The sequence below is a fragment of the uncultured Bacteroides sp. genome, assembly GCF_949298305.1.
GTDB lineage: Bacteria > Bacteroidota > Bacteroidia > Bacteroidales > Bacteroidaceae > Bacteroides.
On sequence record NZ_CASFWU010000026.1, the window covers coordinates 1 to 24,262 of the forward strand.

Below are 24,262 nucleotides of genomic sequence, written 5' to 3' on the forward strand. Positions count from 1 at the left end.
GATTGTGCAGGTTCGACACGCTCGCCTGCGCAAGCAGAGCCGTAAGGAGCACAACCGGTTCAGCGACTACATGCTGAACTACATCAACCTTGACACGCTGGAGAATGGAAGCTGCTGGCAACCTCTCCTGCTAACATTTAACAATGAAGAACTTGAGCTGAAGTGATGGATAATGAATTTGAGAATATAGTACCTTGGAATGGAGCGAATGACACCGGTAGAGATGTCAGGCTGAAATGGCAGCGAAACTTCGAGCGCATTAAAGCGAACTTCGAGGAAGTACTGGCATTGATTGGCAAAATTGACATCGAGGAACTTGCGCAGTATTTTATTCGCAAAGACCAGCCGGACACCACCCCACACCAGCTCAATGTCGGCGAATTCATCGACTCACTTATTGCCGGCAAGGGTATCGGCCTGTTCCCCGACGGTCGTGCACAGCTCTCTCGCCTCGAAGTCCGTGACGCATTGGTAGTCATGCGTCTTCTTATCAACGAGATTCAGGCGATGGCCGGTGACTATTCGTTCTCCGACGTTGGACACATCGAAAAGGTGGAGTCCGTAGAAGAGAATACGTACAAGCTATGGATGGAGAGGCGGACAGAGTTTGACTTTACGTCGCTGTCCGAGAACGACATCCTGCTGTCCATCATCAACAACCTGCTGACAGGGGGGAAGGATTATTACTCAAGCTGGATGCGTGTGATTAATACCAACACCAACGACAACACGCTGACCGTGGTGCTCTATCCAGACAGTGAGGTGCCGGGCGGAAAGAACTATCCACCTGTGGCCGGGTACAACGTCACCCGCAGGGGCAACGCTGTGATGCCGGACGAAGGGGCTGTCAACGAGCGGGCGCAGAGCTGGCTGCTCTCCAGCCGCGAGGGGCGAATCATGTTCCTTCAGAATGTGTACAAGCCCATTCTGGAGGATTACAACTATGCGTTGACCATTGGCAAACTGCCCAACCTGAAGGCTCTGGAGCAGCTTCCGGTGACGACGGACAACGTGGGCATCGTGGCGCAGACCATCATCGCCGAGCGATTCTACCAATTCGACTACAACGGCGACGTGGTGCCCAACAAGGTAGACCGAGGTGAGTGGTCGCTGGAGGTGGCACAGGGCGAGCAGCCCTACCGCAATGTGCAGCATGAGCGGCTGACGGAGGCCGGAACGACCTACACCCTGCTGGAGCAGCACACGGTGTACCACTATGGCTGCAAATGGGGATGCCTGGTTGACAAGACGCAGCTGGAGCCTCAGTGGAACTCGCCCGGCTGGGTGCTGCTGGAGGGGGACAAGAACTATACCGTGCAGTTCGTCGCTCCGGGTACCGCCAAACGTGGCCGGGTAAATCTGGACATCACCGCCTGGGTACAATACGGCAACCGGGACATCACCGAATTACTGTTGGCATCGGCAGGCACAGAGGTGGAGTGGCTGCGTGACAGTGGCAACACACCGTCGGACAACAGCTGGCAGCCTGTCTACGTGGACGGCAAGCGGAACGTGATACACATCGACAACTCCGACGAGCACGGAGTAGGTATGAGCTTCGGGTATGAATACGATACAGTAAAGTTCATCTGCCGGGTAACGATACCCGTGGGCAGTGGTACTGAAACAATAGAAAACTATGTAGGATTTAGAATGTAAGAGACTATGATAAAGAGCAATCCCCATGATATCCCCGTCATCATAGACGGATACAGCTTTAATGCTGACATCGAGGTGTTGGCCGGTAACCCGGTGCAGAACTACAACAAGGACACCGACCAGTATGAGCCTGACCGTTCGCTGGTGCCTTGCGTACTGATGCCCGTCGTGTCGGTCAGCGACCCGGAGGGGGTGATGGCTGGCGAACAGGTGATAACAGGTGCGGAGTGGTACGAAGGCGCGCCCAAGGCTGACGGCAGCAACCGCATCAGTACAGGCACAGCCGGATATACCATATCGGCCAGCGGCAAGCCTGCTTACTCGCTCACCGTGACCAAGAACATCGACTATGACCACCCGATTGAGCTGTTTGCCGTCTTCTCGTTCACAGACAAACGTCGGAATACGCAGGTCAAGGTGGAACGGAGCATACCCTTCCGGACTACGCTGTTCGAGTCCACGAACTATAGTCTGAAGCTGAATCGCGGCAAGGGCTGGTCGCTCAACCCGCTGGAGCAGCCTGACTACACGGAGCCTTGGGCGCAAAGCATCGTCGCCCAGCTGTACAGCGGCCATGAGGCGGTGGCCGATGCCAACGCCGCCTACTGGTGGCAGGTCAAGAATGTATTCGAGGGTGACAGCAACTTCCGCGACTTCACAGCCGACGAACTGGAAGCGCATGTCAGTGGGAACCAGTCCAAGACACTCACATTCGATGCCCGTCTGCTGAAGAATGCCGTGTTCCGTTGCCGGGCTGCTTACTATACAGGTAGCAAGCCATCGGCACCCACTTCCGACGAATTGCAGGCGACCACCGCTTACAAGGTGGAGATGCCTGCCACGATGCGGGTTGACATCGTGCAGACACGGGGCATCAAGGTGGCTGCCACGCTGAAGACAGTGGCAGGCTTTGAATGTAGGCTGAGCTACAACAACACCGCCCTGGCCGAAGGCAAGTACGGCCTGTTCCGCATCAGCTGGTATCTCCGCTCGGGCAAGTCAGGCAGCACCGCCCAATACCTGGGGCTCGGCCGCACGGTCAGCTTCACGCCGGCTGATTTCGGCCTCGATGTCAACTACCCGGTCTACTGCTATGCCGAAGTGTCGCTCTATGACCGCTTCCAGTGCGTGACAGACAGCAGCGGCAAGTATCTGACGGACACAGCCGGCAAGCTGATTATTAATCCGAAATTCGTATAACTCAAAATATCACAGTATGAACTATCTGTTAGTAAAATCAGAAGACCTCGATGCGCAGGGATATCCCTACCAGTATGCTGAGCGCATACCCGACGGACGGGTGATACTGCCTGTCAGTGCCCTGAAGGTATTGAGCAATTTCACGCCCGAGGTGCTCGACGAAGAGTCGCTCAAGGCTCTCATTCGTCAGCAGCGTGAGCAACAGGCTGAGCAACAGCCGACCGAAGAAGAGGTGGCTGTAGACGAAGGATTCAGCGTGATGCCACCGCAAGAAGAAACCACTGACCAAGTAGAAGAAGGAGGAACAGACAATGAAAGTTGAAAGCGTATTCTCATTGACCGCCACACTGGACGGTACCACCATCAATGGTACGCTGCGTGTGGATGGCACACCCTTGGTGCAGCGATATAACAAAGGTACCTCGCAATTCGTGCCCGACTTTGAAACCCTGGCCGAGAACAACCGCCCCACGGTGGTCGTCATCCTGCGTGACAGTACGGACGGCAGTGTCATTGTGCCGCAGACCATCGAGTTCCGTTACAACGACCTGCTGCTGACATTTGGCAGCGACGGCCTGTCGACCAACAGCACCTTGGTTGGATATTTCAAGAAGATAGACAACTATTCTGCCAATGTGGGCGGCTCCACCTATCAGCTGCCTGCCCTGCGGGTGATGAAGAACCTGGTACCCGTAAGCGGGTACGACAATGACCGTATCAGCGTGTCTGGTACCGTCGAAGTGGGCGGAAGCTCGATACCCTTCTCCGAGTTAAGCAAAGAAGTGGTGATTCAGGAGTCTACAGGAAATCAGTACGACGTTGTCATCACCAACACCAAGGGCAGCCAGTTCACCGCCACAGGTGAGAGCCTGACCGAGACCGCCCGCATCTTCAAGGATGGCGTGGAGGTGACAGACTACAGCGGATTCACGTTCCAGTGGGTCAAGATGTTGGGTACTGGAGATACCAACTGGGGCACTGCCCGTACACAGGTCGTTAGCACCAGCGACGTGGACAACGTGCTGAAGCTGCGATGCGACGTGATGCTGGACGGCTCGAAGGTGGCAAGCGGCTACGACGAGGTGACCGACTTCTCCGACCCGTATTATCTTAATTTCAAGATAACGGGCATCACCGGCACCCGTGTCCGCAAGGGCGAGACGGCCACCATCACACCCGTGGCTGTCAAGCGAAGCACAGGAGAGGAGAATGCAAGCCTTATCACCAGTTGGGCTTTCTCGATTAAGGATAATGAAGGTGCCGCCTTTACCCTGACCGGTAAAAGCGGTGCAACGTTCAACGCTGCCAATTGCCAGGTGACTTATGAAGATATGGTACGCGCTAAAATGGGTCTGTCAGGCTCTGTCAGCGGAACTGCGTAAATGGAAAGGAGAAGATATGGTTGTTACAAACACTTTCTACCTGACCGCCGAAAGTTACCGGCAATGGCTGGAGGCCAACCCGACCGCCGTGTCGGTGGACGCCAACAATGTGCAGAAGTCGCCCCTCGTCATCCGCAGCTGGAGCGGCGAGGGCAGCGACAAGACGGCCTATCCCGTCTACCTCACCTTGCAGGTGGAGAGCGTGGCTGGCACGTCCGTCGAGGTGCTCTACACCTACAAGTCGACATCCAAGGTCAGCGAGTACACCTACACCCTGACGTCAGATAAGTACGCCACGGCCAACCGCATCACCGTATCGGCCTACGACGATGCTGCCCGCACAAAGGCAGTTGGTTCCGTGCAGCTGAATATATTGGCGGACAATCCTGTGCCTTATCCTCGTTCCGAAGAGTGGAGCACAAGTCTGACATACAAGAACGGCGAGTACCTCAAGCAGGGGGACGTGCTCTATATGTGGACAAGCCGCGTACCTGGCAACACCACCACCGACCCGAAAACGTGGATTCAGAACAACCCGACATCGAAGCTGTGGTCAGTCTATCCATACAACACGCTGCTGGCCGGACAGATACTGCTGTTCGAGTTCGCCCTGCTTGGCAAGGCTGTGTTCAAGGACGAGTACATGATGTCGCAGTACGGACGTGACGCGAACTGGAACCAGGCAAGCGACTACCGGCAATTCGGTACCGACGCCTTCACGCCCAACATCCTCTTCAACTTCCTGACAGGTGCCGGACATCTGGCAGCAGGCAACATCTACTGGGACGAAATGGGTGAGATGTACAGAAGAACGATGGGCCGCTTCATCTGGAGAGACATACATGCCGAGGGTATTGATGCAGGATTGATTGACGGCGACGATTACAACATAGACTTGAAGCGGGGAACATTCTTGGATATCTCAAGCGGATTAGGTGAAGTCTTCTATGTCGTTCTGCCTTCTGCTTCTGCATACCCGGGCATCACTATCAGTTTCCGATGGGCATTGCTTACGCGTTCAGGAGCCACTCATCCGATTAAGTGCGCAGATGGAATCTGGGCGTTGAATAAGGACAGTCAGGAATATGCATTATCGACCACAATCGACGCAGAAGGCAAGTCAGGTAACGCTACCATTCAATCCATGGAAAAAAACGGTGGATATGAATGGGTGGCAGATAGAGATTTTTCACCGGAGTAAAATCAAAAATATTTAAAACAAATAATTATGGAAAAAGAAACATTGCAATCGGCTCTTGCTGAGTTCCCGCAAGTGCCAACAGTGAACATCAACAACGTGAAAACCTTCCTCGCAGTAATGGCCGACGGGAGCATCCAGCAGATGTCAAAAGCCGACATGGCGTCAGTTCTGGGAGAACTGCTTGGCATGGAAAGTAAAATGTTTACTCAGGCATTATTGTATCGTGGAATTGCAAATTTTGATGACTTTAATAAGGCTGGTTTTGGTGTTTGGATAATATATGGAAACCAGAATAGCATTCTGAATAGTCCAAACGTTGAAAATTACGGAACTGTATTATGTCTTGGTGATTCATCATATTTTATTGTTCAGATAGCTTTTCCTCGTAACAATAATACGAAAATAACATATAGGTTGAGGAACGATTATTACAACTCAAATTGGACGAACTGGTCTCCGTTATAACTATTATGTTGTTGGAGAATACTTCTTCCAAGAACGCCACGTCACGTAAAAATCTCGGATATACAAAATGTTGTATGAGTCTGATATGTATATTTGTGTTATAAAATCATTTCCATATACTAATAACGTACCATATCTGTATGCACCATCTGGCTGGTGAGGTATATCTGATGTTCCTGACACATTATAGTAACCTGGTTCTGTTGCGGAATTAAAGTCCGAAACAGTTCCTCTATACATGAAAGGAAAGAGCTTCTGACTGGACATGAGTTCTCCCAGCCAGGCAGAATACAAGACATAATGTAAGCCTGGTTGGACGGCTGGGAGGACTACTAAGCAGCCTAAAGCTATACCCGTATATGTATAGAGGCATAGCAGGTGATATGAATAATATATTAGAAGTCGGATATTATTCATCAGTATCAAACATTACTACAAATTATCCTGATAAAGCTTACACGCATGGTGTATTGGAAGTATTCGGAGGTGGTAATTTTATAGCACAGCGATATACACCGCATGCGAATTATTCAGGTAATTTTGGCGAATACACCCGCATTAGATATGATGATAAATGGGGAAGCTGGAGATTTATTCCTTATCAATAGGAGGCTGAGAAGCCTCCTACTCCAATAATAACTTTTTCCACACTCTCCACGATGAATCTGAACAAGTCCTTAGTTTGAGATTCTCCATATTAATATTGATATTTATCTGAACAAGATAGCCTTCTTGCATTTTGAATACAATTAAATAAGACCAATCAAGAGCGTTAATTGTGTTAGCTCTTAAGTAATAGATTCCTGATTCTGTCAATGAATCAGCATCTATTCCGTCTTGAAACCCAAATCTTCCAAATATAGAATTTCTGGCCAGTCCTCCCAGGGTGACAACCAGCATCCCCATTCCTCACCATTTCCTAACTTTGCCGCAAACTAACAACTATGCAGAAGATACGATACAGACTTGTATACAACCGAAAGAACCATCTGAACCAACAGGGCACCGCCCTTGTACAAGTGGAAGCGAAGCTGAACCAGCGCAACATCTACCTCACCACCAACATCTACCTCCGGCCGGAGAACTGGGAAAAGTCAACGGCGCAAGTCATCAACCACCCGCAGGCCATCGAACTCAATGCGATGCTCTTCGAGTTCGTCATCCACCTGCAGGCCATCGAGCTGGGGTTCTGGAAGCGCGGCATCCAGCCGACGCTGGCCCTGCTGCGGGATGCCGTGAAGAAGAAGGCACCGGCAACCATCACCTTCCCGGCATTCGCCCGGTCGGCCATAGCCGCCTCCGACAAGCGGCCGAACACCAAGGAAAACTTGCTGTCCACCGTCACCCAGCTGGAGCAGTTCCGGCCCGGCTTGGACTTTGCAGACCTGACCTATACATTCCTGAAGGACTTCGAGGCTTGGCTGCGGGAGCAGGGAAAGGGAGTGAACACCGTGGCCAAGCACCTCCGCCAACTGCGCACCCTCATCAACGAGGCCATCAACGACGGATACATGCCCGCCGACGCCTACCCGTTCCGTAAGTTCAAGATCCGGCAGGAGAAGGGCAGGCACGAGTTCCTTACCCCCGACGAACTGCGTCGGCTGGAGACGGTGCAGCCCGCTGATGAACGCCACCGCCACGTGCTCGATGCTTTCCTGTTCTGCTGCTATACCGGCCTGCGGTACTCCGATTTCTGCGCATTGTCGACAGTGAACGTCGTACCGATTAACCGCACACGCTGGCTGTGCCTGAAGATGCAGAAAACAGACATTGAAATCAAGCTGCCGCTCGCCCTGCTCTTCGACGGCAAGGCCCTTGAGGTCATCGACCGCTATCCGTCCGTCGAGGAGTTGGCCGCTATCCCGTCGAACTGCGAAACCAACAAGCTGCTGGCCGATGTCGGCAAGTTAGCCGGTGTGAAGAAACACTTCACCTACCACACCGCCCGGCACACCTGCGCGACGCTGCTTGTTCACCAGGGCGTCGCCATCACCACGGTGCAGAAGGTGCTGGGGCATACGTCGGTCAAGACGACGCAGATATATTCAGAGGTGCTGTCCGACACCATCGTCCGCGACCTGAAGGGCATCCGCAAGCGCAAGCGATTGTAGGTCTTTTTCTTTCCGCATCCGGAAATCGGTACATTCCTGGTATATCCTATAAAAATATACCCACAATCTACCCGCTGACATGGCTTGTCAGCCGATTGCGGCCGTGTCCTTTTATTGTGTATTATACCGGTATATTTTTGCCCAAAATGAATATAGACATGGAATTGAACGATTGGGTCATTCTGATCACCGCTCTCGGAGGAATTGAAGGTGCAAAACAACTCGTCAAATGGGTGCTAAATCGTAAGTACGAACAGCGCAAGGAGGATGCCTCTGCGGATGCCGCCGAGTACGAGACGGAACGGCAGCAGGTAGACTGGCTGGAGAAGCGGCTTGCACAACGCGACGCGAAGGTGGATGCACTATACGGAGAAGTCCGCAAGCTGGAAAGCGAGAAACTGGATCTTGTATACAAGAATCACGAACTCGAACTGCAACTCAAGGAGGCGGATATGAAGAAGTGCCTGAGGCGTGGTTGCGGAGACCGGGAGCCGCCAAGCGACTATTGAAAATAGGAGAGCGCATCTCACGACGCCCCCCCTATATAAGTATAAAAAACTACGCAAAAATAGAAATAAATATTGAATTATGAAAATCTTAATAGACAATGGCCACGGAAGCAACACAGCCGGGAAACGTTCTCCCGACGGAAGGCTGCTTGAGTACGCCTATACCCGTGAGATAGCGGAACGCCTTGTGAACGAATTGCGCAAGCGTGGCCTCGATGCAGAGCGCATCGTACGGGAAGAGGTAGATGTGCCGCTGGCCGAGCGGTGCAAGCGTGTGAATGAGTACAAGGCCAGTGAGGCCATTCTGGTCTCCATCCACTGCAACGCGGCCGGAAACGGCTCGGCATGGATGTCGGCCCGCGGATGGGAGGCATGGACGTCTGTTGGTAAGACGAAGGCCGACAAGCTGGCTACCTGCCTGTATGAAGCTGCCGGACGGGCCGGCTTCAGGCTGCGCAAGGACGAGACGGACGGCGACCCGGACAAGGAGGGGCATCTCTACATCCTGAAGCACACGAAGTGCCCGGCGGTACTGACGGAAAACCTGTTCCAGGACAACAGGGAGGATGTGGACTATCTGCTGTCCGAGGAGGGGAAGAAGGCGATTGTGGGATTGCATGTACAAGGTATTTGCGAATACTTGGGGCTATGATACGGGGAGTGAATACTTTCAGGAACATTTTCGTGAGTTCACGAAAATGGTTGTGCATCATTTTGCTGACGTCAGCAATATGGTCATGTCGGAGCGTGAAGTATGTTCCAGTCGAGACTGTCCGCACGGACAGCATCTACATCAACCAGGTGCGGCGCGACAGCATCTACCGGCGCGACAGCATCTACATCCGTGACAAGGGCGATACGGTATGGGTGGAGAAGTACAAGTATCTGTTTGTGGACAAACTTCGCCATGACACGCTGTACCTGAGCCGCACGGACAGCATCCGCGTGCCTTATCCGGTGGAGAAGGAACTCACCCGCTGGCAGCAGATGAAGCTGGAGCTTGGCGGATTTGCGTTCGGGATAATCATCGCCTTCGCCCTTATAATTGTCGGCTGGCTTGTGTACAGGTCGAGGAAAAAGTAGTACCTTAGCGGCGTAGAAGTTTTACTTGTCGTTGACAAGTTTCCCCGGCTGTCGGAAGGTGGTCGGGGATTTTTATATCCAAATGTTAAATATTCTATTCGCAGTGTATTTTTATCGTATTTCTTTTGTAATACAACAAAAATACACTATCTTTGCAGAGTCAAACAATAACTAATAAGTCAAACTAAAAAATGAACATTATGAAAAAGATTTGCAAAAAGGACGTGACATTCAAAAGGGTAAAGTATACCAATAACGTTAGAACTGAAACCACAATAGAAGTTCGGGTATTCGGGAAACGAGTTGGATATTTGAACCTTATATCTCGGTATATGGGTTATCAATTAATGATAGACAAATATCCTGCATTTGAGAACTTATATTACAGGCCTGAAGTAAGTTCTTACGATGAAGTAAGAGAAATGCTGAGAGGTCAACAAATTGACCTACAAATGCTTTAATCATGTACACAGCCACCATGACAGCGGATGAACTCGTAAAAGAGTTCACCGCTGACTTGCCCCAAATAATCGGGGTGAGCGACGCAAAGCAGAAGAAGGCAGACCGGATAATCAAGAAGTCCGTGCTGTTCCCGGTCTACCTCCACTCGTTTGTTAAAAGCAAACGAGGGAATGACTGGATGATTCTCATCGAAGCGAAGTCGAAGAAGTATGTCGGAGACAACTGCCTGATAACACTGGTATCGACCTTCGACGTCGGCCATGGCCGCTACGCTATCATGTGGTCAACTATACAAGGCCAGCCCCAGTACATCATATTCACGCCTCACTTTTTCCAGCGTTTCGCATTGCGTGCCGGTGTGAATCTGACAGGAATAGAACTTATTCATCGCTACTTCAAGATGAACCCGGCATACGGGTTCAATGTCGAGAAGGAAGTCATCGGTGATAAGGAGAAGACCAACGTGTACGGTTCGACTACCGAAGGTGCAGCATTAGGCGTTCGATTGTACACAGAGCATGACATCATCCTGTTCCGGACCTTCATAACCTACGACATGTGCAAGGGGGAACAGATAGAGAGTTTTGCCAAGGCGGACCTGTTCCGCCGAGAAATGCACGAAGAAGAAACAACCGTATAATAATAAAGAATATGGCAGCAAAAGCAGTATCACTCCGCTTGCCTGAAGAACTGGTAGAGCGGCTGAATAAAAAGGGTGATAACTTCACCCAGACGGTCATCAACGAACTGAACAACCTGGATCGCATCCGGCTGGTGTCGCTCGGTGAAGTGAAGGGCCTGTTCACGCAGCAGGAATGGATATTCATTGCGGATGCCTTCAACGGAACCCTGATGGATTCCGCACTTCGTGCGAATGTGGGTGTGTTCATTGCATCCTGCGAGGATGCAGAGCGGTTCGAGGGGAAGGCAGGACTGCACCAGATTGACCTTGCAACATTCCTTGAGAAGGTTAGGACGCTTCGGGGTGCGAACATCGAGGCAATCATCAACAGAGTAGAAGAATACTGGGAGCATTGCCACGAAATCGACATTAATAGCTGGTCGCAATTCTGACAAAAGAGGCGGAGCATTGCGCCCCGCCTCGGTGTCAAACAATTCCAATAAGCCGGACGGCTCAAAGAACTGCTGCAAAGATAGGATTTTCTTAATTAGTATAATCAAATCATGTTATACAACATAAATCTAAAAATAGCCGTTAGTATATTTGCTAACATTGAAAAATATGCTTATCTTTGCAACATCGAAATAAGAGATAAACCTTTTAAAAGCGGGGGCAACGCTATAAATTCTGCAACAAAGATATGACAACTGACTTTTATACAATCGCCGAAATTGAGAACCTTCAAGTAGTTGATACTACCTCTGCCATAAGTGGCTACCCTCAATCTCTAAAAAAAGCCTTGATCGGATTTGATAGCTTCGAAGAAGCTGAACGCATTGCCGGTGAATACGGACTTAGCATTGAGACTTTCACAAAACGTGATGGATGGCAGCTCTATTACCGCACCAATAATCGGGCTTATTCAGCTATCGAGGTGTCTGCTGAAGAATATGGTGATGATTACAGATCATTCACGGCATCAGATTATGAAGGCTTTTACGAAAATGAGGTTCAGGGCATGATAGGTGAATTTGACGACTTTGATAGCGTTGAAGATTTCTTGGAGAAAAAGAAAAAAATATATGACGCTATTGAAGATCTCGAAGACGATGAGATGGTTCTGACCTGCCAAGGTGAATACTATGACACTGTGAAAAGATACACCATGTGCCACAGCTTTGACACGAAAACGACCGTTATAGGTCTTATCTAATTACATATATGACACATAGAGAATACATAGGGCAGCAACTCGCTGCCCTTAGAAACAAACAGGGGCTAACAACCCGGCAACTTGCTGATATGTGTGGTGTGACATACGTCAATATAAGCAAGATTGAAAATGGTAGATACAACGTGAGTATAGACATCTTGCAGAAGGTCTGCGATGCACTAGGTGCTGATATTAGAATCATAGAGAAGGAGGTAGAAGATGGCGAAGCGTGAGATACCCTTATTTATAATCGACACTGCCCACTGGCATAATCAGGGCGATGCTGATTTCGTGGTCTGCACTGACCAGGAAAGCGGATTTATTGCAAGAGTCGACATCATTGGCGCTGATCAGCCCGATACTGTGGCCGACACCATCCGCATAGGGCATGAAAATCGTGGGTATAAGATGCGAATGGAGATAAAGCGCATCACTGGCAAGAACCCATCACCATCGGCCATGCGCACGTTGATGAAAAAGGCGTGCGATTATTATGCTGATAATAAGCGAACGCCCATCCATTCGGATGAACCCAGTACACTGGAGTGCGTCAAGTTCTTGGGGCTACTGATAGATGGTAATAGGAATAATCTGCAAGAAGCCGGCGTAGATTATAACGAGCGCAGAACAGTTGAGACAAGTCTGAAGATGCTGGAGGCTATTAGACTGAAACTTCTGGAATGATATTAGCATGAGGGCGACCGATTGGTCGCCCTTCTTATTAAAATTCGCCAGAATAGTTTTTTATCAAATCATTCGCTTCCTGTATATCGTGCGGCGTGTATATGTCCGTCATCAAGATACTGCTATGCCTGGCCTGATCACGAACACTCAACACATCATAATGTCGTAGCATGTTGGTGATACCTGTATCTTTTAGCGAATAGAACTTATATTTTTCCGACAGCTTCAGGTCTTTTCGAACATGGCTACTCCAGTAGTCACGAAACATTTTCTCTGTTCTTTCCTTGCGTCCCGGTCGCATGCCATCTGAGAAAAGGTAATAATCACCTGGGTTACTGAATATATCAAGGTCAATCATCAAATGTATAACCTTTGCAGGTAAGGTGATAGTTCCATCCTTCCTGTTCTTTGATATGGTGTCTTGTACAAAAATCGTCTGTTTTTGCAAACTGATATTGTCCAGTTTGAGCCGTACCATTTCTGCCGGCCGAATAAAACAATAATATAGAATATAGCTTGCAAGCAACATATATGGATTGTGTTCCCGAAGGTATATATTTATCTTTTGCAGCTTATCTGGTTCCACAACGCAGCGAATTTTTTTCTTTCCCTTACGTCCAAGGCTGCTTATTCCTTCAGTCGGGTTCTTGGTGAGGTAATTGTGGCTCAAACAAAAGCTGCTGAATGATTTTAAGAATCCAAGATAATTATCCCTTGTGAAAGCAGTATTATCGCGGCCGACATAAATCTCATCAAGCAGCTGCACACAGAAATCTTTATCAAATTGGTATATATAAGTAATAGGAACTTTCTTTTCCTGATTGAATAATTCTAAGTTACGAAGATAAGAGGTGTAGGACTTCAGTGTCTCAGGTCGATACCTGCCATCGCGCAACATCTTGGCCATGAATACGCGATAGCGGTCTGCCACTTCTTTGAACAGAGTATATGCAGAACCACTTTCTGCTTCAATCCATGGGTTCCAGCCTATAGATAGTTTCTCCGATAGTCGATTCATAAAGTCCTTGGCGTATTTCCTTCGAGCTGTGATAGACTCAATATGGTTCAGCTTGAATTTCTTTCTTTTCATTTTCCCGGTATCTGGGCAAAACGAATAAAAGTCGATGTACCATTCTTTGCCAGTGTGAAGAACTGGAGGGGTATAAGATTTGATTTCGTTGAGTGAAGACATTTTTTTTATTTGTTTTCGCCCGAAGGAAAAAACAAATACGTTATTTTTTGCGTCCCGATTTCGTCCCGGCTAAAGCCTTTAAAATGAGATAAGCCGCTAATTATTAGCGGCTTATTCACTTTTTAGTCGGAATGAGGCGACTCGAACGCCCGACCCCTACGTCCCGAACGTAGTGCGCTACCAACTGCGCTACATTCCGCTACCTTTATTAAAAGAAAGTGGTGTCACCAGGAATCGAACCGGGGACACAAGGATTTTCAGTCCTTTGCTCTACCAACTGAGCTATGACACCAAATGCTTATCTTTCGATTGCGGGTGCAAAGGTAAGCATTTTTTTTGATGCTCCAAACTTTTATGGGAAAAATATGCGAAAAGAGGACTTATTATTAAAAAAAACGCCGATTGGTGCAGACTGTCGCAACTGGTTCTACCACGTCGATGAAGAATTGAGTGGAGAACAGCTGCATCCGTCTGCGCCAATCAGCGTTTCAGCATTTGCTTGGCACGAGGGTGTCAGTCAATGTTGGGGTTGATGCTGTGCCATTCGCTGATGGGAGGCAGTACGCCCATGCCGATGACTTCGTCACGCAGAGTGCAGAGGTGCTTGTAGCTTTCCTGCAACTTGGCCTCTTCTTCGGGAGTACCTTTCAGCTCTTTGTAATGTACGCCGTCCTTTGTGATTTCAGTTTCCATGGCCATCATGATGTGGTCGAAGCCGTGGCTGTGTACGTATGTGCCTGCGGGCCAACGGAACGGTTTGCCACCCATAGCGGCTGCAATCATTTCGATGGACACGTATGCCGGGCTCTGGAAGGAAGAGCGGCCACGCAAAGCGATGATGTTGGCACCGCCTTTAGTTACTTTCGTCTGGATTTCGGCCCATTGTTCTTTAGTCAGCTCGGGTGTGCCGATGATGTCCAGCAACGGTTTTCCGTCTACTTTGGCTGTTGAGGCGTAAACGGCCATCTGTTCGCCGTGTCCACCGTATGTACGGCAGTTCTCAATCTTGTCCGGAGCCATGTTGAAGTGCTTGGCCAGTTCGCTGCGCAGACGGGTACTGTCCAGAGCGGCCAGAGTCGTTACCTGAGAGGGCTTCAAACCTGAATAGAGTAAAGTGATGAGGCCTGTGATGTCGGCGGGGTTGAAGATGACAACCACGTGCTTTACGTCGGGGCAGTATGCCTTCACGTTCTTACCGAACTCTTCGGCGATGGCTGCATTACCCTTCAGCAGGTCTTCGCGGGTCATGCCGGCCTTGCGGGCTGCACCACCTGACGATACCACGTACTTGGCACCCGTCAGCGCTTCCTTGATGTCGGAAGTGAAGGTGAGGTTCAAGCCCTCGAAGCCGCAGTGAAACATTTCCTCGGCTACGCCCTCCAATCCCGGTGCATAGGGATCGTACAGACAGATGTTGGGGGTGAGACGCATCATGATGGCGGTTTGTGCCATGTTTGATCCGATCATGCCGGCTGCGCCGACGATGGTCAGTTTCTCGTTTGTCAGAAATTCCATAAGCTCATTATTTATTTAAAGGTGAGTAATCATGTCACAAAGATAACTCTTTCCTCTCAGACTTGTTCATAGAAAGAGGTTATAATTTAGAATGAAAAGTTATTTCTATTATCTTTGCCGCAAGAAACGTTAAATGGAGGAAGGTTTATGAGTATCGAATTAGGGAAATTCAACACACTGGAAGTAGTGAAGAGGGTGGATTTCGGTCTGTACCTGGATGGTGGCGAAGAGGGTGAAATCCTTTTGCCTGCCCGCTATGTGCCCGAGGGATGTTGCCCGGGTGATGTGCTGAAAGTGTTTATCTATCTGGACAACGAGGAGCGGCTGGTGGCCACCACGCTTACCCCCTTGGCGCAGGTGGGGCAGTTTGCCTTTCTCGAGGTGGCCTGGGTCAACCAGTATGGCGCTTTCCTTAATTGGGGGCTGATGAAGGACCTGTTTGTCCCTTTCAGCGAGCAGAAGATGAAGATGCAGGTGGGCAAGAAGTATCTGGTACATGTTCATCTGGACGAAGAGAGTTTCCGCATTGTGGCCTCTGCCAAGGTAGAACGCTATCTTTCCAAGGAGAAGGCGCCCTATACACCGGGGCAAGAGGTAGACATTCTGGTATGGCAGAAAACCGACCTCGGTTTCAAGGCCATCATTGCCCATGCTTATGCCGGACTGCTCTACGAGAGCGAAATCTATCGGCCTCTCCATGCGGGCATGGCTTTGAAGGCTTATGTGAAGCAGGTGCGCGACGACGGCAAGATTGACCTTACCCTCCAGAAGCCCGGACATGCCGGCGTGGAAGACTTCGCCACGACCTTGCTGGAGCATATCCGTGCAAACGGAGGACGTACACCGCTGAATGACAAAACCCCCGCCGATGAAATCTATGCCATATTCGGAGTCAGCAAGAAGGTTTTCAAGAAGGCTGTGGGCGACCTTTACAAGAAGCGTCTCGTTGTGCTTGCCGAGGACGGGATAAGGCTGAGTTAGCGGATAATGGTTAGTGGTAAGCGGTGAACGGTAAGCGGTGAGCGATAAGCACTGACCAACCTGCCGAATGGCTACCAACCACTCACCACTCACCGCTCATGTCGTCGCTCAATATAGGGTTTTCCCTACCCGGAAATAGAGACAACCTGTGGGGAAGGTGTTTTTCCTTCCCTATTTTTGTATCCACAATATTAATGAAAAACTAAAAGAGAGAACAGCGTATGAAACGTTTATTATGGATAGGAATCCTCCTCCTGTTGGGCAATGTGGCCTGTCGTGCGGCCATGAGCAACGGCCAGATGCGTACGGAAGTCCGTTTCCTGACGGACAAGATGGCCTACGAACTGAATCTGAGCACGGCGCAGTATAATGATGTCTACGAAATTAACTATGACTTTCTTTTCGGAGTCAATTCTGTGATGGATGCGGTCGTACGCGGTGAAGCCTGGGCGTTGGACCGTTATTATGACCGTCTGGATTTGCGTAACGACGATTTGCGCTGGGTGTTGGACAGCCGCCAGTACACGCGTTTCCTGCGCACTCTTTACTTCTATCGTCCGCTCTACGTATCGGACGGCCGCTGGCAGTTCCGCGTCTATATCACTTATTCCAATCACAGTCACTTCTATTTTCCTCTGCCGGCCGTATGTCGGGCTTACCGTGGAGCTCATGCACGTCCGGCTCCCGACCGTCCCAGTTTCTATCGGGGGCGCTATGATCACCCGCATTACGAGGGACTTTACCGCATCCGCGATCCCCGCCATTACCGCAGTGCGCGTCAGTCGGACTTCGGTCCCGTACGGCCTGCTGCAGGCAGACCGTCGCCCGCCAGGCCTTCACGTCCGGCTGCCCGGCCCGATGCCGGCCGAGGAGACAGACCCGCCCAGCGCGGACCCGAACGTCCTTCCCGCGGTAAGGCCGAGAAAACGCCCGGACGTCGCGGACAGGGAGCCGTGCGCGGTGCTTCCGATACTGAACGCAGGACCGACGACCGGAAAGCTCCCGAAAGGAAACGTCCCATGAGGGGCGATGACCGGAAGTGATGTTCCGAAGCGGCAGAGGGCGCAGCCTTCATCTTCCGTCGTCCAGCCCGAGATGCAGACCGTCACTTCGGATAAGGCTGCAACTTTGTCTGGCCCGTAGCTGTAGCGGCATGGCCAAAGGCCGCATCGCTCTTGTCTTTGATGCGTTTTTATAGAAGACTCGCCACAGACTGTGCAAGCTCTCCTCCTTTATTTTGCTCAATGCAAACGGATGAGGATGCTGCGCAGTCTGTGGCGAGTCTTTTTATCGTGTCCTTCCGGTAGGAGGTCAGAGGTCTTGTTTATACGTATATTCAAGGCTCTTGAGGCAGCTGTTGTCCGAGCTGCCTCCGTACATCAGGCGGTAGGTGCCATCCAGCGGGTGGACGGTGTTGGTCTCCTTGTCCCACCAGTTGAAGGTTTCGTCCGTCAGGGGCAGCACCACGTCGCGGCTGGCGCCGGCGGGGATGGACACACGCTTGAAACCTCTCAGGGTCTTCTGCGGGCCTTCGGGGTCGTCGGTGCGCTGCAGGTAGAGCTGCACCACCTCTTCGCCGTCGCGTTTGCCCGTGTTGCTCACCGTCACTACCAGGTTGCCGTCCGCCACCCGGGCCTCGCCGTAACGGAAGGTGGTGTAGCTCAGTCCGTGGCCGAAGGCAAAGAGGGGCTTCTCCGCCAGGTAGCGGTAGGTGCGGCCCTTCATGGAGTAGTCCTGGAAGTCGGGCAGCTGGCCGATGTTCTTGTAGAAGGTGACGGGCAGGCGTCCGGCGGGATTGTAGTCGCCGAAGAGCACGTCGGCAATGGCCTCGCCTCCCGCCTGTCCCGGATACCAGGCCTGCAGGATGGCGTCGCAGCTGGTGCTTTCGGGTGTCAGCCCGACGGCGCTTCCGGAGAAGTTGACCATCACAATCTTCTTTCCGGCCGCCTTGAGGGCCTTCAGCAGCTGGCGCTGTACGGCGGGCAGCTCGATGTCCGTGCGGTCGCCTCCCTTGAAGCCCGGCGCGTCGACGGCCATCTCTTCACCCTCCAGCGAGGGGGCGATGCCTCCGGCAAAGACAACCACGTCGCATCCGCCTATTGCCTGGAGCACTTCCTGCCGGTTGACGGGCGTGTTGGTGCCCAGGTCGAAGAACAGCGTGGCGCCGTTTCCCTGCTGGCGGTATTTCAGTTCGATGTCGTAAGCCTGTCCGGCCTTTGCGGGCATGGTGTAGACGGTTTCCATCTTGCGGTAGATGCCCTCCTTGGCGGCCACCTGCTTGCCGTCGACGAGGAGCTCGTAGGCGCCGCGCATCTGGATGCGGAACTCAATCTCTCCTGCCTTCTGTGGCTTCAGGGTAGAGCGGTAGACACCCGAGAAGCCGGTGAGCGGCACGTTGGGGGCAAAGGCGGTGGCGCCGTCCGTGTTGAAGCGGAATGGGGTGGTCTGGCGTGCGGTGGCCACGGGGGTGCCTTCGCAGGTGCCGTTGTCCCAGTAGGTGGCGTCGAACCCGTTGCCGGCGGCCGTGCCGCACTGGTCGAAGAGGCTGGTGAACATCCGCTCGGAGACACGGTCGCAGCCCGGCACGTAGACCAGCTGAGCCTGCGGCAGGCGGTGTTGCAGGGCTTCGAGCAGAGTGACGGTGTGGGCCGGGAAGCCGTTGTAGTTGCCCCACTGCATCACCGAGTCGTTGGCATTGGGGCCTATGAGGGCAATCTTGCAGTTCTTGTCCAGCGGCAGCAGGTTGTTGCGGTTCTGCAGCAGCACCATGCTCTCGCGGGCCATGCGGAGGGCCATCTGCCGGTGTTCGGGGCTGTCGATGATGTCGTCCGGAATGCTGTCCCAGGGCGTGGTGGCGTCCATCTCGCCCAGCTCGAAGCGGGCCTTCAGCAGCCTGCGCACGGAGCGGTCTATGTCTTCCTCCTTGATTTTTCCCTGCTTCACGGCCTCGGCCAGGGTGGCATATACGCTGCCGCACTCCAGGTCCGTGCCCGTCAGCACGGCGGCCGATGCGGCCGAAGGCTCGTCGGGGTGGGTCTCGTGGTGTCCCTTTTCGAAGAAGTCGTTGATGGCCCAGCAGTCGCTCACGATGAGGCCGTCGAAGCCCCACTCGTCGCGCAGAATCTGCGTCAGCAGGCGGTTACTGCCGCAGCAGGGGGCGCCCTCGAAGCGGTTGTAGGCACACATCACCTCCTTCACGCCGGCCTTCTGCACCAAGTCCTTGAAAGCGGGCAGGTAAGTCTCCCACAGGTCGCGCGGGTCGATATTTTCGGCATTGAAGCTGTGTCGGTTCCATTCGGGGCCCGAATGTACGGCGTAATGCTTGGCGCAGGCGTGGGCCTTGTCGTAGCGGCTCCCTTCGGGGCCTTGCAGCCCGCGCACCACGGCCATGCCCAGTTGGGCGGTGAGGTAGGGGTCTTCGCCGTAGGTCTCCTGTCCGCGTCCCCAGCGCGGGTCGCGGAAGATGTTGACGTTCGGTGTCCAGAAGGTCAGTCCCTGGTAGCGCTTGTAGCTGCCTGCCTGGCGGGCCAGGCGGGTCTTGGCGCGGGCCTCGTCGCTGACGGCGTTGAACACCTCGTGGAGCAGCGAGTCGTTGAACGAGGCGCCCATGCCGATGGCCTGTGGGAAGACGGTGGCCAGTCCGGCGCGTCCCACGCCGTGCAGGGCCTCGTTCCACCATTCGTAGGGCTTGATGCCCAGGCGGGGGATGGCGGGCGAGTTGTTTTGCATCAGTGATACTTTTTCCTCCAGTGTAAGTTGTTTCAGCAGGTCGTCGGCCCGTTGCTCGGGGGATAGTGTGGAATCCTGATAAGGACTTTTGCCGCCGCAGCTGCACAGGCAGCAGACAACGGACAGCAGGATGAAAATGTTTTTCATGCGGTTGTTGTGTTTAAGTGGTTCATTTCCTGCAAATGTATGGATAACGGATGTATTGGCAAAGTCATGTCTGAATTATTTTTCAGAAGCGGGAAAAATGACACGGCTCCTGTGGCGTGCCGTCTGCCGGGTGTGCGTGGCGGCAGGCTATGTACGGTTTTTTCAATCGTGGCGGCCGTTTTGTAAAGGGCTGGTTGTGAGCGATGTGTAAATAGCCCGTCTCAGTCGTATACAGAGGGGCTCTCAGTCGTGTACTGAGGCTGCCTCGGTATACGACTGAGGGGGCCTCGGTTGTGTACTTTCGCTGCCTCGTTTTCTGATGTAAATAAAAATGGATGTCTGCTTTCGTCCGGCCGTCGTGGGGCGGCGGACGGCAGGCGGCAGGCACAGGGCGGGCCGATGAGCGCGGCAAAGGCGGGCGGGCCTGTGCCCGCAGACAAAAGCAGAGGGCGCACCGTGCGGATGCGCCCTCTGTGTCAGGCCGTTGTCAGGCAGGGGTTATTTCATATACCATCTGGGGTCGCCACAGTTGCGTTTGCCGTCGAAACTGTTGTCTATGATGGTAAAGTCTCTGTTCTCGGGGTCTTGGAACAGGTCGGCTTCGCCGCCTTCATAGGTGTTGAGGCCGTTGATTTTGTTGCCCGTAATCTTCATGTCGCTGGTCATATAGCTGTTGCTCACCACGGGTACGACGTCGTTGGCGCGGATGCCCTTGGCCTCGGCCGAGGTGCTGCCCAGGATGCAGTTGGTGATTTCGATGCTCTGCGGTCCGTTGCCGTTCTTGTCGCAGTCCAGGAAGTAGTCGCCGCTTCCCATGGCCTTGCTGAAGGTACAGTCGGCCACCTTCAGCGAGGTGAAGTCCGTGTTCTTGCAGTAGACGAAGCACTTGCCGGTGTAGACCACGGTGGAGTTGGTGAAGACGATGTTCTCCACCTTGCCCTTGCCGCTGCTGGCGTCAACGTGTACCAGGCTGTACGAGCGGCTTTCGGCTCCGTAGATGATGCAGTTGTTGAAGCTGAGCGTGTTGATGACCTTCTCGTTGGAACCCTGGAGGCGGAACGGTGTGTTCTTGAGGCTGTGGATGAAGCAGTTGTTGAACTCGATGCTGCCCACGGTGGCTGCCGCCGACTGGTTGAACAGGTAGTCACCGTGCTCGCCGGTGAGTTCCACGTTCTCGAAGCGTACGAAGCTGTGGGTGCCCTCCACGTCGAAGTTCTTCACGCTGATGACAGCTTGTGCGTCGCCCGGCAGTCCGAAGAAGGTTACCGACATGCCGTCGGGGATGTAGATGGTGTTCTCGTTCTTGTAGCTTGCTCCGGCGTTCAGGGCCACGTTGACGGTCTGATAGCCGGCTGCCGCCATTTCTTCGAGCAGGGCATTGTTGAGCGAGTCTTGGGCGCCCAGGTAGGCGGTGTAGTCGGCGTCGGGCACCTTGGCGTTGGTGGTGAAGCTCAAGACGCCGCGTTTGGTATCGCCCAGGTAGATGGTGGCCGTGTACGAGGTCAGCTGCTGCAGGCCGTCGATGGTCATTTCGCCCTTCTGCTTGGCCTCTTCGGTCACTTCTACGGACTTGACCAGCGTGCCGTTGGCATCGGTAATCTCAATGCGGTCCACGTCGGCTCCGGCTTCCCAGTGCAGGGTTACGGAGTTGTCGTCCACGTCTGAGCCGGACAGTGACTCGAAAATCTGTTCGGTCGGTGTGGTGAAGCTGTAGTCGGTGTAGTAGCTCCATTTGGATTCGCTCTTCTGGCTCGACAGGCTCTTCATGCGGAGGAAGTACTTGGTGTCGGCCTTCAGGTTGCCGATGGTGTAGGGGCTTTCGACGATGGACTTGTCTTCGCCATAGACCATGGCGTTGGCGCCGCCCATGGGTATGTCGTTGTACAAGCTGTCCGTACTCACCTCAATGATGTAGTATTCGGCCTCGGGTACGGCGTTCCATTTCACTTCGGCTGATGTGGCCTTGCTCGATACGGATATCCCGTCCGAGCTTACGCTGAACAGTCGGTCGTATGAGCTGTCTACCTCCCAGTCGTTGCCTTCCGTGCAGGAGGTTGTTGCGAAGGCGGCCAGGAGCATGAGAGCTCCGGCGCCGATGATATGTTTGGTATTCTTCATGTCAGTTATATTATAGGTGTTGGGTAATGTTAGTTGGAGTATCCGTAAGAGTTGTACAGCGTTCCGTTGGATGCCGAAATCGTGGTGGAGCCGATGGGCAGCAGGTAGCGGTTCTTCACGGTCACGTTGTCGCCTATCAGTCCGCTGGAGATGGACGGCAGGTTGACGTTCAGGTTCTTCTGGGTGGCGTCGGTTCTTTCCTTGCCGAAGAAGTCCTTGCTGTCGTCATAGTCGGCCGAAGTCTTGCCTTCGGGCAGTCCGTACCAGGTCACGCTGCTCAGGTCTATTACGGTCTTGCTTTCGTCCGTGTAGTTGAAGTAAATCTTTTCGGGATAGCCGTTGGTCTCGTCGCTCATCTGTGCTACGTAGTTGTCTTTGAACTCCTGTGTCTTCTCGGCCAGCAGGTTCCAGCGGATGAGGTCGAACTTGCGGACGCCTTCGCCGGCAAGTTCCCATGCGTTCTCGTCTACGATGGCGTTGAAGAAGGCATCCTTGTCGGCCGGGATGGCGGCAATGTAGCTCTCGGCCTCAGCCTTGTCGCCCTGGGCGAAGGCACGGCAGTGGACTTCGGAGAGCGCCTGGCGGGCGGTCAGACCGGCCGAGCCGGCATATCCGCCGTCGGGTCCTGCCAGTTCGTTCATCACTTCGGCATACATCAGCAGCACCTGCGGATAGCGCATGCGCACCACGTTGATGCCGCTCATCCACTTGGCGTTGCCGGTGGCGATGGCTGCCTGGCGCCATTCTTCGTTCATCTTGCGGATGTCCCACTTGCCCACGTAGATGGCGAAGGGGGTGTTGCCCAGCATCTCTTCCTTCAGGACTCCGCTTGTCTCTTTCAGCTGGAGGTTGCAGCAGGTGATGTCGCGGCGCAGGTCTTTCTTGTCAAACGACCAGAAGAACGGGGCGGTGACCTTCATCTTGCCCGATGAGTTGCCCTTGGCGCCGTATTGTGCGCTGGCGCCGTTGATGCGCACGCCTACCGTATAGCCCAGCTCGCTGCTGACGCCCAGTCCCATGGGAATCTCGAAGATGTTCTCGCGATAGGTCTGGTCCAGTTGGCGCTGGTTGAGCAGATACCATTGGTTTTCGATGGAGGGGTTCAGCTGGTGCGTGCCGTTGGTGATGATGGCGCTCAGGTGAGCGAGGGCCAGTTCATACATCGCCTTGCGGGTGGCTGCGTCGCAGCGTTGGGTGGGATAGGTGGGGTCGCTGTACGAGGCTGTCTCATAGCCTTCCTTGGACTTCTCGCGGATGGCCCATCCGGCCCGTGTCAGGGCAATGTTGGCCAGCAGGGCGTGTGCATAGCCTTTGGTCACGTGTTCGGTGCTGTAGGTGGACACTTCGCCTGCCCAGGGCAGCAGTTCGATGGCCTTCTCCAGGTCGGTAATCAGGGTGTCCAGAATGACGTCGCGGTCTGTTTTCTCCAGATAGGCGTTGCTCAGGTCCGATTTGGACGACTCCAGCTTCATGGGGATGTCGCCGAAGAAGCGGATGAGGTCCAGGTAAATCATGGCACGCAGGGTCAGTGCCTCGCCTTTATAGCGTTCCATGGTCTTTTGGTCCGTACCTCCCGAGGTGGTCAGCGGACTTGCGTCTATCATTTCGATGGCCAGGTTGGCGTTTTCAATGACGCCGTACATGGCGTCCCATACCTGTGCCAGTCTTGACCAGCCGGGGTTGGCGTTGTAGTTCATGTTGCCCCGTTCGCTGGTGGCGTTGGTGGCGTCGTCGCCCAGACCGTCTACCAGCTCACAGTCAGAGTTCAGGCCCCAGATGATGGGGATGTATTGCGAATACGTGGCATCCTGTGTCAGCCCGCCGTATATCTTGTTCACCGTCAGTCCGGTGTAGTAGGTCGATTGCGAGATGGTTTCGCCGGTCAGTTCCGAAGGGGAAGTCTGGTCCAGGAAGTCCGAACAAGAGGTCATGCCCAGTACCCCGGCTGCCAGAATCAGTGCTTTTGCTATATTTTTCATAAATGGTTTC

Annotated in this window: 24 protein-coding genes and 2 tRNA genes; 19 read left to right on the top strand and 7 right to left on the bottom strand. The window is 53.0% G+C overall.

All coding sequences use genetic code 11. The annotated features are described in order from the left end of the window. Nucleotides 1-165 precede the first annotated feature (165 nt). The 16 genes from Q1Y74_RS05105 to Q1Y74_RS05180 all read left to right on the top strand — a co-directional run bounded on the left by Q1Y74_RS05105 (nt 166) and on the right by Q1Y74_RS05180 (nt 12,591). A complete protein-coding gene (locus Q1Y74_RS05105; protein WP_300812650.1) occupies nt 166-1,659 on the top strand; it encodes a hypothetical protein in 1,494 nt (497 codons plus the stop codon). Between the two features lie 6 nt (nt 1,660-1,665). Beyond that, the gene (locus tag Q1Y74_RS05110) at nt 1,666-2,859 is read left to right on the top strand and encodes a hypothetical protein (protein ID WP_300812651.1); all 1,194 of its coding nucleotides are present in this window, start codon (nt 1,666-1,668) and stop codon (nt 2,857-2,859) included. A 16-nt stretch (nt 2,860-2,875) separates the two neighbouring features. Continuing rightward, complete coding sequence (locus Q1Y74_RS05115) at nt 2,876-3,181, top strand: hypothetical protein (RefSeq protein WP_300812652.1); 306 nt, start codon at nt 2,876-2,878, stop codon at nt 3,179-3,181. Beyond that, nucleotides 3,171-4,241: a hypothetical protein gene (locus Q1Y74_RS05120; RefSeq protein ID WP_300812654.1), complete on the top strand. Its 1,071-nt coding sequence runs from the start codon at nt 3,171-3,173 to the stop codon at nt 4,239-4,241. Before Q1Y74_RS05115 ends, Q1Y74_RS05120 begins: the two co-directional genes overlap by 11 nt. Nucleotides 4,242-4,257: 16 nt before the next feature. After that, nucleotides 4,258-5,442 carry a hypothetical protein gene (locus Q1Y74_RS05125; RefSeq protein ID WP_300812655.1) on the top strand — a complete coding sequence of 395 codons (1,185 nt, stop codon included), beginning with the start codon at nt 4,258-4,260 and terminating at the stop codon, nt 5,440-5,442. Between the two features lie 27 nt (nt 5,443-5,469). Next, nucleotides 5,470-5,907 carry a pyocin knob domain-containing protein gene (locus tag Q1Y74_RS05130; RefSeq protein WP_300812656.1) on the top strand — a complete coding sequence of 146 codons (438 nt, stop codon included), beginning with the start codon at nt 5,470-5,472 and terminating at the stop codon, nt 5,905-5,907. A gap of 359 nt (nt 5,908-6,266) precedes the next feature. After that, on the top strand, nt 6,267-6,515 hold the full coding sequence (locus Q1Y74_RS05135; protein ID WP_300812657.1) for a pyocin knob domain-containing protein: 249 nt from the start codon (nt 6,267-6,269) through the stop codon (nt 6,513-6,515). Between the two features lie 336 nt (nt 6,516-6,851). Next, the gene (locus tag Q1Y74_RS05140) at nt 6,852-8,018 is read left to right on the top strand and encodes a site-specific integrase (protein ID WP_300812658.1); all 1,167 of its coding nucleotides are present in this window, start codon (nt 6,852-6,854) and stop codon (nt 8,016-8,018) included. Between the two features lie 158 nt (nt 8,019-8,176). After that, nucleotides 8,177-8,527, top strand: a complete 351-nt coding sequence (locus Q1Y74_RS05145) for a hypothetical protein (RefSeq protein ID WP_300812659.1) — start codon at nt 8,177-8,179, stop codon at nt 8,525-8,527. Nucleotides 8,528-8,606: 79 nt separating this feature from the next. After that, nucleotides 8,607-9,179 carry an N-acetylmuramoyl-L-alanine amidase gene (locus Q1Y74_RS05150; protein ID WP_300812660.1) on the top strand — a complete coding sequence of 191 codons (573 nt, stop codon included), beginning with the start codon at nt 8,607-8,609 and terminating at the stop codon, nt 9,177-9,179. Nucleotides 9,180-9,274: 95 nt separating this feature from the next. Further along, nucleotides 9,275-9,610: a hypothetical protein gene (locus Q1Y74_RS05155; protein WP_300812661.1), complete on the top strand. Its 336-nt coding sequence runs from the start codon at nt 9,275-9,277 to the stop codon at nt 9,608-9,610. A 478-nt stretch (nt 9,611-10,088) separates the two neighbouring features. Beyond that, nucleotides 10,089-10,712 carry a hypothetical protein gene (locus tag Q1Y74_RS05160; protein ID WP_300812662.1) on the top strand — a complete coding sequence of 208 codons (624 nt, stop codon included), beginning with the start codon at nt 10,089-10,091 and terminating at the stop codon, nt 10,710-10,712. An 11-nt stretch (nt 10,713-10,723) separates the two neighbouring features. Next, entirely contained in the window at nt 10,724-11,146 is a 423-nt protein-coding gene (locus Q1Y74_RS05165) for a hypothetical protein (RefSeq protein WP_300812663.1), read from the top strand. 248 nt (nt 11,147-11,394) lie between these two features. Continuing rightward, nucleotides 11,395-11,907 (top strand): hypothetical protein, encoded by a 513-nt coding sequence (locus Q1Y74_RS05170; protein WP_300812664.1) that lies wholly within the window; start codon nt 11,395-11,397, stop codon nt 11,905-11,907. 8 nt (nt 11,908-11,915) lie between these two features. Then, nucleotides 11,916-12,140 (top strand): helix-turn-helix transcriptional regulator, encoded by a 225-nt coding sequence (locus tag Q1Y74_RS05175; protein WP_300812665.1) that lies wholly within the window; start codon nt 11,916-11,918, stop codon nt 12,138-12,140. Next, nucleotides 12,127-12,591 carry a hypothetical protein gene (locus Q1Y74_RS05180; protein WP_300812666.1) on the top strand — a complete coding sequence of 155 codons (465 nt, stop codon included), beginning with the start codon at nt 12,127-12,129 and terminating at the stop codon, nt 12,589-12,591. Before Q1Y74_RS05175 ends, Q1Y74_RS05180 begins: the two co-directional genes overlap by 14 nt. Nucleotides 12,592-12,628: 37 nt before the next feature. On the opposite strand, the gene Q1Y74_RS05185 is transcribed toward Q1Y74_RS05180, so the two are convergent. The 3 genes from Q1Y74_RS05185 to Q1Y74_RS05195 form a co-directional block, all read right to left on the bottom strand. Further along, nucleotides 12,629-13,783: a site-specific integrase gene (locus tag Q1Y74_RS05185; protein WP_300812667.1), complete on the bottom strand. Its 1,155-nt coding sequence runs from the start codon at nt 13,781-13,783 to the stop codon at nt 12,629-12,631. A 126-nt stretch (nt 13,784-13,909) separates the two neighbouring features. After that, nucleotides 13,910-13,982 (bottom strand) — tRNA-Pro (locus tag Q1Y74_RS05190). 20 nt (nt 13,983-14,002) lie between these two features. After that, nucleotides 14,003-14,075 (bottom strand) — tRNA-Phe (locus tag Q1Y74_RS05195). Here Q1Y74_RS05195 and Q1Y74_RS05200 point away from each other — a divergent pair. Continuing rightward, nucleotides 14,068-14,316 (top strand): hypothetical protein, encoded by a 249-nt coding sequence (locus Q1Y74_RS05200; RefSeq protein WP_300812668.1) that lies wholly within the window; start codon nt 14,068-14,070, stop codon nt 14,314-14,316. The genes Q1Y74_RS05195 and Q1Y74_RS05200 overlap by 8 nt on opposite strands. Here the strand turns inward: Q1Y74_RS05200 and Q1Y74_RS05205 are convergent. Beyond that, nucleotides 14,297-15,298, bottom strand: a complete 1,002-nt coding sequence (locus Q1Y74_RS05205; RefSeq protein ID WP_300812670.1) for a malate dehydrogenase — start codon at nt 15,296-15,298, stop codon at nt 14,297-14,299. The two genes, Q1Y74_RS05200 and Q1Y74_RS05205, sit on opposite strands and share 20 nt — an antisense overlap. A gap of 147 nt (nt 15,299-15,445) precedes the next feature. Here Q1Y74_RS05205 and Q1Y74_RS05210 point away from each other — a divergent pair, with 147 nt between their 5' ends. Beyond that, nucleotides 15,446-16,279, top strand: a complete 834-nt coding sequence (locus tag Q1Y74_RS05210; protein WP_300812671.1) for a S1-like domain-containing RNA-binding protein — start codon at nt 15,446-15,448, stop codon at nt 16,277-16,279. 221 nt (nt 16,280-16,500) lie between these two features. Beyond that, a complete protein-coding gene (locus tag Q1Y74_RS05215) occupies nt 16,501-17,322 on the top strand; it encodes a hypothetical protein (RefSeq protein WP_300812672.1) in 822 nt (273 codons plus the stop codon). Between the two features lie 268 nt (nt 17,323-17,590). Here the strand turns inward: Q1Y74_RS05215 and xyl3A are convergent, their stop codons facing one another. The 3 genes from xyl3A to Q1Y74_RS05230 form a co-directional block, all read right to left on the bottom strand. Next, on the bottom strand, nt 17,591-20,155 hold the full coding sequence (xyl3A, locus tag Q1Y74_RS05220; RefSeq protein ID WP_300812673.1) for a xylan 1,4-beta-xylosidase: 2,565 nt from the start codon (nt 20,153-20,155) through the stop codon (nt 17,591-17,593). Nucleotides 20,156-20,653: 498 nt separating this feature from the next. Further along, complete coding sequence (locus tag Q1Y74_RS05225) at nt 20,654-22,273, bottom strand: DUF5123 domain-containing protein (protein ID WP_300812674.1); 1,620 nt, start codon at nt 22,271-22,273, stop codon at nt 20,654-20,656. A 29-nt stretch (nt 22,274-22,302) separates the two neighbouring features. Next, nucleotides 22,303-24,252 carry a RagB/SusD family nutrient uptake outer membrane protein gene (locus Q1Y74_RS05230; protein WP_300812675.1) on the bottom strand — a complete coding sequence of 650 codons (1,950 nt, stop codon included), beginning with the start codon at nt 24,250-24,252 and terminating at the stop codon, nt 22,303-22,305. Between the last annotated feature and the right edge of the window lie 10 nt (nt 24,253-24,262).